Origin of the sequence: Mycolicibacterium gadium, assembly GCF_010728925.1 — a bacterium.
Classification (GTDB): Bacteria; Actinomycetota; Actinomycetes; order Mycobacteriales; family Mycobacteriaceae; genus Mycobacterium; species Mycobacterium gadium.
The window spans coordinates 4,425,416-4,438,220 of sequence record NZ_AP022608.1 but is presented as its reverse complement, the minus strand read 5'-3'; the positions used below and the strand labels follow the sequence as shown (position 1 = coordinate 4,438,220).

Genomic DNA, 12,805 nt, shown 5'->3' with positions numbered 1-12,805 from the left:
TATAGTTCAGTTAACTCACAGATAGGACATCAGCCATGAAGTCAGTTCTCGGCCGGCGTATCGCGGCGGTCGCCGGTGGCGCCGCAGTCACCGCAATGGTGGTGCTCACCGCATCGTGCGCCACAGAAGAAGAAGCGCCCGAGACCACCACCACCACGACAACAACGACCACGACGTCGGCCGCGCCAGTCGAGCCGACTGAGAAGGCGCCGCGTCTGGAGCCCGGCGGTCCCAACCCGTTCTCCCCGTCGGTCATCGCACCGCCCGCGCCAGAGGCAACCCCTGGCCGGCACCGCTAGCCGCGATTTCCCCTGCGACGTTCGCGGTCGCCGTCAGCGCACTGTTTCGGCGGCGGCCGCGAACGACGCCACATGGCCTATCGCCATGTCCAGCGCCGCCTGCATCAGTCGCGGGTCGCGGCCGGTCTGCGACAGTAGGTAGCCGCCCTCGACGGCGGCGAGCAAACCTGTTGCAAGAGAGCGGGTTTCGGCCTCCTCACGCAGGACCCCGTTGTCACGCATGCGCTCCAGCGCCTCCCTGAGCAGGGTCTGCCATTCGGTGAAGTGCTCGGAAAGCGAGGCCCTGGCCTTGTCGTCGGAATCGGCCAATTCCGCGGCGAGAGAACCGAGTTCGCATCCCCAGAAGCCGCTACGTAAGGCGCACCGCTGCACGATGGCGTCGCGCCACTGATACAGCCCGCGGAACGAGTCCACCTTCTCCAGACGCAGCCGCTGCCACGACAGCACTTCGTCGGCCCGCTGCGTAATGACCTCGTAGACCAGCTCGCCCTTGTCCTCAAAGTGTTGGTAGAACTGGGATTTGCTCGTCGAGCTGGCCGCGAGGACATCGTCGATCGTCGTCGCCGCGACGCCCTGAACATGCATCAGTTCGGCGGCCGCAAGGACGATCCGGCTCCGTGTCGCGGCACCTCGAGAAGTCAGTCGAGGCCGCGATGGAGGATCGGATTGTTGCGGCACATACTTACTCTAACGCTGTCGCGAGCCTGCGGTCGCTGGTCTGCGGAAGCGGCCGGGCCGCCGTCTCTCGCAGTGTCAGAACCGTGCCGAGTGAGATGACCGCCGCTGCGATCAGGTAGATCGCGGGCGCGGTCCTGTTGCCGGTTTGTGCGGTGAGCCAGGTGACGACGTACGGCGTGGTGCCGCCGAATCCCGCGACGCAGATGTTGTATCCGATGGAGAACCCGCTGTAGCGCACGGTCGTGGCGAACAGCTCGACACCGGCGGACACCGCGGTCGACACGTAGATCGACTCGATGGCCGCCAGTACGCAGTGGGCGGTGATCGCGGCGGCCAGCGACCCGGCGTTCAGCAGCAGGAACAACGGGTAGGCCAGGAGCGCAAAGGCCACTGACCCGGCGATCAGGAGCGGCTTGCGACCCAACCGGTCGGACAGCGCCGCGAGCGGAAGGATGAGCACCAGCGCGACGAACGTCGCCAGGGTCATCGATGTGAAGGCCTCGGGCTTGGAGAACTTCAGCGTCACGATCAGATAGGTCTGCATAAACGTGAACACCACGTAGTACCCGACGTTGAAGACGACGAACAGGCCGATCACCTGCAGGATGGGCCGCCAGGACGTCGTCACCGCTTCCCGCAGCGGCGACTTGGCGACCTGCTCGGTCTTGCTGAGCTCAGCGAACTGCGGGGTGTCGTCGAGGCGCAGCCGGATGTACAGGCCGATGAGGCCGAGCGGGCCCGCGATGAGGAACGGAATTCGCCAGCCGTAGCTGTTCATCGCGTCGGCGGGCAGCAGTGCCTGCAGCAGCGTCACGGTCACGGATCCGAGGAGGAACCCGAGGACCCCCGACCATGCCATGAACGTGATCGTCACGCCCCGCCTTTTCTCCGACGCGAACTCGGCCAGGTAGACAGCGCCGCCACCGTATTCGCCGCCGGCCGAGAACCCTTGCAGACAGCGCAGGAAGAACAGCAGCAGCGGGGCCGCGACACCGATCGAGGCGTACGTCGGGAGCAGGCCGATGGCCACGGTTGCGCCCGACATCAGCAGGATCACCACGGCCAGCACGCGCTGTCGCCCGATCCGGTCGCCGAGGGGACCGAAGACGAAGCCTCCCAACGGTCGCATGAAGAAGGCGGCCGCGAAGATCGCGAACGCTTTCAGCAGCGCCGCCGTCTCGTCGCCGGACGGGAAGAAGTTCGCCGCGATGAAGGTCGCCAGGAATCCGTAGATCGCGAAGTCGAACCATTCGACGGCGTTACCGATCGATGCACCGGTGACGGCCTTGCGGACATCTGACGGCATGGCGACTTCTCCCGAATTTAAGCGTCCCGCTGAGCATTTCGCTTACCACTTCACAGGTTGTGCCAGACAAAGATAACGCGATCAGGACTGACGCTGCGCCCAGAACGGCCGCGTCACCAGGGCCACCAGTGCGACTACCACCAGTGGTGCCAGCAGCGGAGCCCATGCCAGCTCCAGCGGCAGTGTGACCGCCGCCAGACCCACCGCCGTAAACCCCACGGCACCAATGACCGTCGGCGCGGTGATGGCGGCGGTATGCCGGAGCACCAGGTAGCAGGCCGCGCAGAGCCCCGACAGCGAGGCGAGCATGGCCGGTGAGTCGTTCAGCACCAGAGCGGTGGCGGCCAGCAGTACCGCCAGGGTGGCGGCCGGACGAAAAACGTTGCCCACCAATACCCCAAGCGTGGACAATGCCGCCGCGATCAACGCCGCGTCATCGGCTTGCACCGCGGCTGCGGCGACCATCACCAACCCGAAGGCCGTCGACAACGCGCGGTTCATCGCCGTACCCGCACGGAACGACGGTGATCGGGTACCAAATGCATGACCGTATCGAGCGTGTCGACGGCGCGCCAGTTGACGATATCGACCCCGACGGTGCCCATGTCGCGATACATGAATGACCGCTGCAGCGACCACATCCTGGCGACGACGCTGTCGCATTCGTTCTCGAAGGGTGCACCTTCGAGGACATCGACGGCGACCACGGTGTGGCCGCGCCTGCGAAGGTCGATCAGCGCCAATGCGAACTCCGTGTCGAGCAATGTCGAGAACGCGACGACGATCGCCCCCGGCGGAACCGCCGCGCGCGGTGCCAGCGTGCCGGGTGTCGTCTCGTAACCGCCCTCGACAGCGAGCACCGCGTCGAGCACCCGGTAGAACTGCCGCCGACCGATGTCGGCGCCGAGCCAGCGCGGTCGACGGTCCCCGAGCGCGACGACCCCGGCGCGGTCACCGCTGCGCAGCGCGCTCTGCACGACCTGAACGGCACCCCGCACGGTGCGATCGGTGGCTTCGGTGGCCGGTCCGGCGGGCTGCGGATAGTTGTCCACCAGCACCACGACGTCGGCGGCGCGGTCGGTCAGTCGCTGCGTGACGTGCAGGCTGCCGCGGCGTGCGCTCACCGGCCAGTTGACGGTCCGCAGCTGATCACCGGGCACGTACCGGCGGACGTCTGCGTATTCGACGCCGGGCCCGATGTGCCGGGTGAGGTGGGTGCCCAGTCGGTCGAGCAGGTCGGTGCGCGGAATCGACGTCGACTGCGGCGGCGCCATCGGGAACACGTAGATGTCGGCGGCATCCACGACGGCTGCCCCCTGCAGCAGCCCGCCCCTCGCACGCACGGTCACCCTGGCCAGGATCGGGTACCGGCCCCATCTCTCGGCGGAGACCGTGTGACATTCGCGAGAGCCGTTTTCCGCCTTATCGATTCGCATTCCGGGCACGACCTCGGCCGTGAGCGCGAGCGCGTCGTAATCCGTTTCGGATTCGGCGGTCGCCCAGACATGCACCTGTGCGGTCTCTGATTCGAAGCAGCGGTGCGCACCGGGGTCGGCGTGCACGACGACCCGGGGAACAGGGCGCTGCCAGCCGACCGAGCAGACCACCCCCAAAAGCGGTGCTGCGAACGCCACCAGTTGCCAGAGCGAGGCGATCACGGCCACCGCCAGCAGGACTGCGACGCAGGTGAGGATCGCGAGCGTGAGTGACGATGGGCGCCAACGCAGTTGCGCCTCCGTGGCGCGGGTCTCGATCACAGCAGATCACCCGCTCGTCCGTGGCACCGGAAGCCGCCGCAGCAGCTCCTCCACCACGTCGCTGCCGTGCACGCGGCGCACCCACATCTCCGGACGCAGGCTGATACGGTGCGAGATCGACGGGACCGCAAGGGATTTGACGTCCTCGGGGATCACGTAGTCGCGGCCCAACAGCAATGCCCGCGCGCGGGCGAGCTGGACGAGGTCCAGTTCCGCCCGGGGGCTCGCGCCGACCGCGACCTGCGGATGCTGACGTGTCGCGGCGGCCAGGGACACCACATAGCGGAGCACGTCGTCGTGGACGGTGACCTGTTCCACCGACTCCCGCATCGCGAGCAGTTCGTGGGCATCGACGATCTGGTGCACGGTGGGTTCGGCGGCGCCGCGGTCGATGCGCCTGCGCAACATCGAGGTCTCCTCCTGCTCGGAGAGGTACCGCAGTTCGAGCCGGATCGTGAACCGGTCCAACTGCGCCTCCGGCAAGGGATAGGTGCCTTCGTACTCGATCGGGTTGTCGGTGGCCAGCACGATGAACGGGGCGGGCAGCTGATGGGTGACGCCGTCAATGCTGACCTGCCCCTCGGCCATTGCCTCCAGCAGCGCCGCCTGGGTTTTTGGCGGGGTGCGGTTGATTTCGTCCGCGAGAAGCAGGTTCGTGAAGATGGGTCCGGACCGGAACTCGAACCGACCAGACTGCATGTCGTACACCGTCGACCCTAGGAGGTCGGCGGGCAACAGGTCCGGGGTGAACTGCACCCGCTTGAACTCCAGGCCCAACGCGGCGGCGAACGACCGTGCGATCAACGTCTTGCCGAGGCCGGGCAGGTCCTCGATCAGCACGTGCCCGCCTGCCAGCACGGTGGTGAGGATCAGGGTGAGCGCACCGCGTTTGCCGACCACCACCCGGCCGATTTCGTCGAGAACGGACTCGCAGTTCGCCGTGGTTGTCGTGCCAGCGTGTTCGGTCACACCCGCTCCAGCCGTTGCAGTATCTCGTCCAATGCCGTTCGCCCGGGCCCTGGTTCGTCGAGGCCGCTTCGTGCCACGTTCTCCGGATCGACCCACGCCCAAAGGTCGGCGCCGAACAGCATCAATCCGGTGGCGTTGTAGGCGGCGCGGTTCTTGGACCGCTTCTGGCCGGTGGCCATCTCGAATTGCCGGGCCAACGTCGGCCGCAGGTGACGGTCCCAGTCCCTTCGCGTGGCGTCCGACTGACCGATCAGCGTCTCGGTGCGAGACAGCCAGCGGCGCAATGACTCTGCAGCATCATCGATGTACTGCTCCTCGCCACCGAGAGCGGCATCGCGTACCAGATACCAGCGCAGGCCCAGCAGCGCGCAGGCGACGGCGACACCAGACATGATGAGGATCAAACCCCGATCCGGTCCGGCGAGGGCCAGCAGCTCCGCGCCGGCGACCAGCAGAACTCCGGCTGCGACAATCCTTTTCATGCGCTGCTCCTTGCGGCGCTGTCCGGAAGCTCGGCGAGCACACGCTCCAGTACGCTCACCGCCGCATCACGATGCTCTTCCGTCATCACGTGCGGGGAGAACCTCGCCTCCTCGAACAACTCGACGAGTTCGGTCGCGCTGTCGGCCCGCAGGGCACCGTTGTCCACGGCCCGCGCCAGCACCTCGGAGGGGGTGTCACAGTCTTGCGGGACCGCACCCGGCACCCGGGTCAGCTCGCGTTCCATCGCGGCATAGCAGGCGATGATCGCCTCACGCGGTTCCCTGGTTCGGTCGCCGATCTCGGCAAGCCCGACTTCCGCCGCGCGAACGAGAGAAGCCCCCGCCGCCGGAGACGCGGCGGGGGCGGGGGCGTCGTCGTCGCCGAGTTGCTGCACTGCGCTGCTTCGTTGCCGCTTCGATATGACGGCCGTGCCGACGACCACCAGAACCATCAGGATCAGCATCGGCGGGATCAGGTATCCGATCACGTTGGTGTCGGGTGCGGGTTCGTCGGCGGGGGCCGGTCTGGTGGTGGTGTCCGGCGCCTGGGTACTGGTCTCCGGGGCCGTCGGCGCGTCAGGTGCGGGTTCGGGTGGCCCGCCGAGCCGCGTCAACAACAGCACCAGCAGCAGCCAACCGAGGACCAGGCCTGCCACGATCAGGGTGAACCGCAGGCTGGGGCGACCCTTCATACGCGACGCCTGCGGCAATTCTCCCTGCGCCGCGGGCCGCGGCGTGCGGTCGCGCAGCCGGGCGATGATCGCGAACCCGATGATCGCCACCGCCGCACACACCATCACGATGACCACGATCAGTGCGGCCGGATTGCTCGGCGGCCGTTCCCGCTCCGAGATCGGTTCGCCGCCGCCGGGAATGTAGCCGCGCAGCGCCACGGCGGCAACGATCATGAGCGCGATCACCGCGATCACGCGCTGCGTCGACCTGTCGATACCGGTCATGGCCCCTCGCCCTCATCCTGGCACGCGGCCGCTCAGGAACCGCTCAGATCGGATGGATACGTTCGTAGGTGTGACGACCACACTTGCAAACCCGAAAGTCGCCGCCGCCCTCGATCGCATGTTCGCCGAGTCCGCGGAGCAGTTCGCCGCGATGCGCGACGGCGGCACCGACTTCTCCAGGCTGGCGTCGGCCACCGCCCAGGAGCGAGCGGACGCGTTCAGCGACTACTACCTGCCGGTCACCCAGGATGCGGGCCGGCTGCTGTATTCGTTGGTGCGCGCGGCCCGGCCCGCGACCGTGGTCGAGTTCGGCATGTCGCTCGGAATCTCGGCGATCCACCTCGCATCGGCGGTGCGTGACAACGGCAGCGGCCGCGTCGTCACCACCGAACTCAGCGCCGCGAAGGTGGCGGCGGCGAAGAAGACGTTCGCCGAGGTCGGTCTCGACGATCTCATCGAGGTGTTGGAGGGTGACGCGGTGGCCACGCTCGAGCAGCTCAGCGGGCCAGTGGATTTCGTGCTGCTCGATGGCTGGAAAGAGCTCTACGTGCCGGTACTGGAACTTCTCGAACCGCGACTGTCGCCGGGCACGCTCGTGGTCGCCGACAACACCTCGATGGCCGAGCTGGCACCGTATCTCGAGTACGTGCGCGAGCCGGCGAACGGCTACGTCAGCGTGAACTTTCCCGCGCGGGACGCCGACAGTATGGAGATCAGCTGCCGCGTATAGCCTTCTTCGCCTCTTTGACGACGTTTGCGGCGTCCCGGCTGTCCTGCTTGGCCTGTTGGTAGGCGTCTTCGGCTGCGGTGAGCGCACTTTCGGCGTCCTGCAGCCGCCTGCGCGCGTCGTCGCGGCGTAGCCGGGCGGTCGCCAGGTCGGATTGCAGTTCGTTCAGTGCGTCGTCGGCTTCAGCCTTGGCGCGTTCGGCGGCGGCCAGTTCGGCGCGTGCCTGCTGTCGCCTGCGGCGTTCCTCGGCGCCCTTGTCGTCGCCCTTCTTCGCGGCAGGTGGGGCGGGCTCGGCATTGGGCTCTTTCTTGCGGGTCGGCTTGAAAACGATTGCAGTGTCGCCGAACTCACCGAAACCCGACCACTGCTCGGCCTTGGTGAGGCGGCCGAGGCGGGCAGCGACTTCAGGATCGGCGATCGCCGCCTGCAGGGTGGCGGTGACATCGTCGCGCAGCGCGGGAGTCGGGTCGAGCGCAGCCTCGGTAAATGCGGCGCGCGTCAGCTCGTCGATGAGGCGACGCTGCTCGGCGGTCAGCTCCCTGATGACGGTGCCATCCATGCCCGCGTGGGCGGCACGCAGTCGCTGGCCGAGGTCGGTGAGTCGTCGGCGCACCGTCGGCTCGTTGAGCACGAGCACGTTGACGACGTGAGCTGCGGTCGTGGGCTTGCGCGCCGCCGCGATCTGCTTGCCAGCTTCGGCGTCGCCGCGCTTCTTGGCCTCGGCGGCGAGCTTCGTTCGCAGCGGGGTGAAGTCCTGGAGTTTCGCGGAATACAACGCGTCCAGGTCTGAGAGATCACCGTCGGCCATATCGCCCACCACCGTATTCTCCCAGGTGTGAACCCACCAGCCGGCAGCCAGGCCTTGCGGCTGGGGGTGATCATCGCGGCGCTGGGTGTGGTGTTCGGCGACATCGGCACCAGTCCGATCTACACGCTGCAGACGGTGTTCAACCCGAACGACCCACACCCCGTTCCGGTCGCCGACAGCCACGTCTACGGCGTGGTCTCGCTGATCTTCTGGTCCGTGATGATCATCGTCACCCTCACCTACGTCACGTTGGTGATGCGCGCCGACAACAACGGCGAGGGCGGCATCATGGCCCTGATCACGCTGCTGCGGCGCTGGACCGGTGGCCGGGGCCGACGCACCTCGGCGGTACTTGCCGCGGCGGGGCTGTTCGGGGCCGCGCTGTTCTTCGGCGACAGCATGATCACGCCTGCGATCTCGGTGCTGTCGGCCGTCGAGGGCATCGCGGTGATCGATCCCGGCTTCAGAGACTTCGTCGTGCCGATCACCGCCGTGATCATCGTGGGACTGTTCGCGGTGCAGAGCCGGGGCACCGCGACGGTCGGCCGCTTCTTCGGCCCGGTGATGATCCTGTGGTTCACGGCGATCGGCGCGTGCGGGGTGCACGGCATCGTCGACAATCCCGAGATTCTCAAGGCGCTGTCGCCCACGTACGCACTGGAGTTCATGGCCGGCCACTTCCACATCGCGTTCTTCGCACTCGCCGCGATCGTGCTTTCGGTCACCGGCGCGGAGGCGTTGTACGCCGACATGGGTCACTTCGGCCGACGTGCGATCACGTCCGGCTGGCTCGGCCTAGTGCTTCCCGCGTTGACGCTGAATTACTTCGGTCAGGGCGCGCTGGTGTTGAGTGACGAGTCGATGGTGTCCGCGCCGTTCTTTCTCCTGACTCCGGAGTGGGCGCGAATTCCCATGGTGCTCTTGGCAACAGCGGCGACTGTAATCGCGTCGCAGGCGGTGATCACCGGCGCGTTCTCGGTGGCTTCGCAGGCCGCGCGGCTAGGTTACCTGCCAAGGTTGCGTATCGAGCACACGTCCGCCTCGACCATCGGGCAGATCTATGTGCCGTGGATCAACGCCGTACTGATGGTCGCGGTGCTGATCCTCGTGTTCGCGTTCCGCAGTTCGGCGGCGTTGGCGTACGCGTTCGGCATGGCGGTGACCGGAACGATCACGATCACCACCACGCTGTTCTTCTACTACGCACGGACGCGCTGGGGATGGCCGCTCTGGAGCGTACTGGTCGGTGGCGGCCTGTTGCTCGTGGTCGATCTGATGTTCTTCGCGGCCAACCTCACCAAGCTCGTGCACGGCGCATGGCTGCCGCTGACCATCGCCGTGGTGGCGTTCACCGTGATGACGACATGGCAGAAGGGCCGGCGAATCATCACGCGCGCAAGGGAAAAGGCCGAGGGGCCGTTACGGGAATTCGTCGACGAGCTGGTGCATCGGGATCCGCCACTGGTGCGCATTCCCGGCACTGCGATCTTCCTCAATCGGGGCCGCGAGACCGCGCCGTTGGCGATGCGCGCCATCGTGGACCACAACCATGTGCTGGCCGAGCACGTCATCGTGCTGTCGGTCGTGACCGAGAACGTACCGCGGCTGCCCGACTCCGAGCGGATAACTCACGACGACCTCGGCTACGCCAGTGATGGGATCGTCCACGTGGCCGCGCGTTTCGGATACATGGAGCGGCCGATCGTCCCGCGCGCGCTCGCGCTGCTGAGTGCCGACGACACCGAGGGGCCCTTCGATCTGGAGAACGCCTCATACTTCCTGTCGAAGCTCGACCTGTGCATGGGTGATGCGCCAACGATGCCGGCGTGGCGGAAGCGACTGTTCATCGCCACCTCGCACATCACCGCCGATGCGGCCGGGCACTTCGGTCTGCCGCTGAGTCGGACGGTCATCGTCGGCTCCCGCGTCGAGGTCTAGCGCAGCCGCACTTCAAGCAAGACCGCGCACAATGTACAGCTGACAGCGTCGCCGCGGACATATAAGCGTCATGAACCTGTCAGCCTGACATTGCGATCGGAATGCGCGCCGGCTCTATCTGCGGAACACCACCCAGCGCATCATGCTGTACATGTACACCGCCTCGCAGGCGCCCGCTCCGAGGCGTGCGATGCGGTAGTCCACACCCAGCGCAGTCAGCAGGCTGGACACTCCGAGGATGAACGCGAGGTAGTTCACCACCACCACGACGACGTAGATGGCGAGCTGAGGCCCGACGGGCGCGTGCGAGGAGAAGTTGAAGATCCGGTTCAGGACGTAACTCAACGTGAACGCGCACGCGTACGCCGCTGTCACCGCAATCGGCACCGGCAGCGCCAACACCCCGTGCAGTAGGTACAGCAGCACCAGATCGACGCCGAACGTGAAGCTGTTGATCAGACAGAACCCGAGAAACGTCGGCGCGACAAGGGAACTGAGCCCGAACGGCAGGAGGGCGACCACCCTGTCACAGCACCGGTGGAACCGTTCGACCGCTCCCGTCCTGGCAGGAGTCGACGACTCGACGGTCACATGTCCACGCTGACATGCACGAGTGTCCAGTGGTTGAGCAGCGGGCGAATTCCCGAAGTCGGGTCGCGACCCGTCAGGCCACGCCGAACAGCGACAGCAGACTTGCGGTGCGCCACCAGATCAGCAGCAAGAACAACAACAGCACCCCCACGGTCACGCCGGCTTGCACCGCGTTGCGATTCTTCCGCGGGGCATACGCATACGCCGCCGCGATCGCCGCACCCGTGACGAGCCCGCCGAGATGCCCCTGCCAACTGATGCCCGGCACCACGAATGTGATCACCAGGTTGATCACGATGAGGCCGATCACCCAGCGGGTGTCCATGTTCAGCCTCTTACCAACCACGAACGTGGCGCCGAACAAACCGAACACCGCACCCGATGCACCCGCGGTCTGGGCACCGAGCGGCGACAACAGATACACCACAACCGATCCGCCGAGCGCGCTCATGAAATACAGCGCGATGAACCGGACCCGTCCCAACGCCGCCTCCAGCGGGGGTCCGACCACCCACAGCGCCCACATGTTGAAGACGATGTGCATCGGGCCGTAATGCAGGAACGCCGACGTCAACAACCGATACCACTCGCCATCGGCCACCGCCGGGGCAAACAGCACGAGCGCACGCTGCAGTTCGCTCGACATGGTCTGGAGCGCGAACATCACGACGTTGATCGCGATCAGCACATAGGTGACCAGCGGGGTGCTCGCCGGCACACCGCCGAACTGAGTGCGCGCCTGCCGAACGCTTCTGGCGCCCTCGCCGACGCATTCGGCGCACTGGTGCCCGACGGCTGCGTCGCGCATGCACTCGGGACAGATGTAGCGGTTGCAGCGGGTGCACCGCACATACGTCGCGCGGTCAGGATGCCGATAGCAGGTCGGCGCCTGCGGCGGGGTGGTCATGCCTACAGCGTGCCGAACAATTCGATCCAGTTGCCATCGGGATCGGCGACGAACATCCAGCCCATGCCCGGAACCGGCTCGAACTCTGTGAGCGGCTCCACCACCTCATACGGAGACTCGGCGAAGGTCTTCGACAACCCGGTCAGATCCTTGACCCCGATCGTGAAGTAACGGACCCCGGCCGCCGCGCGCCCGCCACCGGGCGTGGCGGGTAACGGCGGCGGCGTCGTGAACGTCACCAGCTTCAAGACGCTGCCACCCAGCGAGTAGCGGCGCTGCGATCCGCCGGGAAACTCGATCTCGCCCTGGAATTCGAGCTCGAGGAAACCCTCATAGAAGTCGACCATCGCCTCGAGATTCGTCGTCACCAGACCGACCTCGATACCCGGTGAGAGCAGATCCAGTTTCACGTGCGCCTCGCTTCTCGAGAAGAGTTGTCCCCAGCAGGTCTGCTGGAGGCTGGTCCCAATGATCCACATTGACGACCATTTCGAGTGGTCGCCACCGGACCGGACCGTGGCGCCGCCCGGTTGTGGAGCTCGTAGGTCGCACGGTTGTCGCGGGCGCGCTTGCTGTCATCGGTGAAGTGCCGAATCGTCCTGGCTGTGGCCATCACTTCCCACACGTCGTCGCTTACATCCGGTATGCGCACGAACCTACTGCCCAACCGCGTAACGATTCGGTCTCTATCGAAATCACGATCAATTAAGAATGCCCGCCGAAACATGAGGAATTTCAAGATCTGTACGGGCGTCTGGTCGCGGACTTATCGAATTCCGCCGAAATTGCGGCATGAATCACGTCCTCGCCGTGTAACGCCGTCGGTGCAGGCAGAGGAGCTGCAGAGCCATCAGATGACGCATCATTTGTTTCGCTACCGTGGATCTCGGGAACGGGGGAGACACCGAGACCATTCGCAATAAGAAGGAAGAAAGGCATATGAAGTTATCTGATATCAATGCTCGAATCGTCGGCGCATGTGCAGCGGGCTCGCTGCTCGGGGGCCTGGCGGTGGCGACAATTGCCGCACCGTCGGCCATGGCCACTCCTGCCGGTTGCAGCGCCAGCGAGCTGTCAGGCACGGTCAGCTCCGCGACGGGTTCGGCGCAGGCCTACCTGGCCAGCCACCCCGGCGCGAACGCGGCGGTGACAACGGCGTTCAGCCAGCCGCGCGACCAGGCCGCATCGACTCTGCGCGCCTATTTCACCGCCAACCCGGGTGAGTACCAGGACCTGCGCGGAATCCTCTCACCGATCGGCGACAAGCAGAGCCAGTGCAACGTCGCGGTGCTGCCACCGGATCTCGCGTCGGCCTACAGCCAGTTCATGGCCGGCTGAGAGCCACCGATCCCTAGCGGAAGCCCGTCGTCGCAGCCCGGCTGCG

15 protein-coding genes are annotated in these 12,805 nt (G+C 66.2%); 4 read left to right on the top strand and 11 right to left on the bottom strand.

The genetic code is table 11. The features are described from left to right. Positions 1-35 precede the first annotated feature (35 nt). On the top strand, positions 36-299 hold the full coding sequence (locus G6N36_RS21920; protein ID WP_163688931.1) for a hypothetical protein: 264 nt from the start codon (positions 36-38) through the stop codon (positions 297-299). Between the two features lie 33 nt (positions 300-332). On the opposite strand, the gene G6N36_RS21915 is transcribed toward G6N36_RS21920, so the two are convergent. The 7 genes from G6N36_RS21915 to G6N36_RS21885 form a co-directional block, all read right to left on the bottom strand. Further along, positions 333-977, bottom strand: a complete 645-nt coding sequence (locus G6N36_RS21915; protein WP_163688930.1) for a TetR/AcrR family transcriptional regulator — start codon at positions 975-977, stop codon at positions 333-335. Positions 978-981: 4 nt separating this feature from the next. Beyond that, entirely contained in the window at positions 982-2,283 is a 1,302-nt protein-coding gene (locus tag G6N36_RS21910) for an MFS transporter (protein ID WP_163688929.1), read from the bottom strand. A gap of 81 nt (positions 2,284-2,364) precedes the next feature. Then, positions 2,365-2,784 (bottom strand): hypothetical protein, encoded by a 420-nt coding sequence (locus G6N36_RS21905; protein WP_163688928.1) that lies wholly within the window; start codon positions 2,782-2,784, stop codon positions 2,365-2,367. Next, the gene (locus tag G6N36_RS21900; protein WP_163688927.1) at positions 2,781-4,040 is read right to left on the bottom strand and encodes a DUF58 domain-containing protein; all 1,260 of its coding nucleotides are present in this window, start codon (positions 4,038-4,040) and stop codon (positions 2,781-2,783) included. Before G6N36_RS21900 ends, G6N36_RS21905 begins: the two co-directional genes overlap by 4 nt. Positions 4,041-4,046: 6 nt before the next feature. After that, positions 4,047-5,009 carry an AAA family ATPase gene (locus tag G6N36_RS21895; RefSeq protein WP_163688926.1) on the bottom strand — a complete coding sequence of 321 codons (963 nt, stop codon included), beginning with the start codon at positions 5,007-5,009 and terminating at the stop codon, positions 4,047-4,049. Next, the gene (locus tag G6N36_RS21890) at positions 5,006-5,491 is read right to left on the bottom strand and encodes a hypothetical protein (RefSeq protein WP_163688925.1); all 486 of its coding nucleotides are present in this window, start codon (positions 5,489-5,491) and stop codon (positions 5,006-5,008) included. Before G6N36_RS21890 ends, G6N36_RS21895 begins: the two co-directional genes overlap by 4 nt. Beyond that, positions 5,488-6,450, bottom strand: coding sequence for a DUF4129 domain-containing protein (locus G6N36_RS21885; protein ID WP_163688924.1), 963 nt, complete (start codon positions 6,448-6,450; stop codon positions 5,488-5,490). Before G6N36_RS21885 ends, G6N36_RS21890 begins: the two co-directional genes overlap by 4 nt. A 70-nt stretch (positions 6,451-6,520) precedes the next feature. On the opposite strand from G6N36_RS21885, the gene G6N36_RS21880 reads away from it, so the two are divergent. Next, positions 6,521-7,180, top strand: coding sequence for an O-methyltransferase (locus G6N36_RS21880; protein WP_163688923.1), 660 nt, complete (start codon positions 6,521-6,523; stop codon positions 7,178-7,180). Here the strand turns inward: G6N36_RS21880 and G6N36_RS21875 are convergent. Continuing rightward, complete coding sequence (locus tag G6N36_RS21875) at positions 7,164-7,985, bottom strand: hypothetical protein (protein WP_163688922.1); 822 nt, start codon at positions 7,983-7,985, stop codon at positions 7,164-7,166. The two genes, G6N36_RS21880 and G6N36_RS21875, sit on opposite strands and share 17 nt — an antisense overlap. Before the next feature lie 27 nt (positions 7,986-8,012). On the opposite strand from G6N36_RS21875, the gene G6N36_RS21870 reads away from it, so the two are divergent. Continuing rightward, positions 8,013-9,923 carry a potassium transporter Kup gene (locus G6N36_RS21870; RefSeq protein ID WP_163688921.1) on the top strand — a complete coding sequence of 637 codons (1,911 nt, stop codon included), beginning with the start codon at positions 8,013-8,015 and terminating at the stop codon, positions 9,921-9,923. A gap of 114 nt (positions 9,924-10,037) precedes the next feature. Here G6N36_RS21870 and G6N36_RS21865 read toward each other — a convergent pair whose 3' ends face one another. The 3 genes from G6N36_RS21865 to G6N36_RS21855 all read right to left on the bottom strand — a co-directional run bounded on the left by G6N36_RS21865 (position 10,038) and on the right by G6N36_RS21855 (position 11,831). Further along, positions 10,038-10,514: a GtrA family protein gene (locus tag G6N36_RS21865; RefSeq protein WP_163688920.1), complete on the bottom strand. Its 477-nt coding sequence runs from the start codon at positions 10,512-10,514 to the stop codon at positions 10,038-10,040. Positions 10,515-10,587: 73 nt separating this feature from the next. Continuing rightward, positions 10,588-11,421 carry a rhomboid family intramembrane serine protease gene (locus G6N36_RS21860; RefSeq protein WP_163688919.1) on the bottom strand — a complete coding sequence of 278 codons (834 nt, stop codon included), beginning with the start codon at positions 11,419-11,421 and terminating at the stop codon, positions 10,588-10,590. 2 nt (positions 11,422-11,423) lie between these two features. Then, on the bottom strand, positions 11,424-11,831 hold the full coding sequence (locus G6N36_RS21855) for a VOC family protein (RefSeq protein ID WP_163688918.1): 408 nt from the start codon (positions 11,829-11,831) through the stop codon (positions 11,424-11,426). Between the two features lie 529 nt (positions 11,832-12,360). On the opposite strand from G6N36_RS21855, the gene G6N36_RS21850 reads away from it, so the two are divergent. After that, positions 12,361-12,759: a heme-binding protein gene (locus G6N36_RS21850; RefSeq protein WP_083126402.1), complete on the top strand. Its 399-nt coding sequence runs from the start codon at positions 12,361-12,363 to the stop codon at positions 12,757-12,759. Positions 12,760-12,805 lie beyond the last annotated feature (46 nt).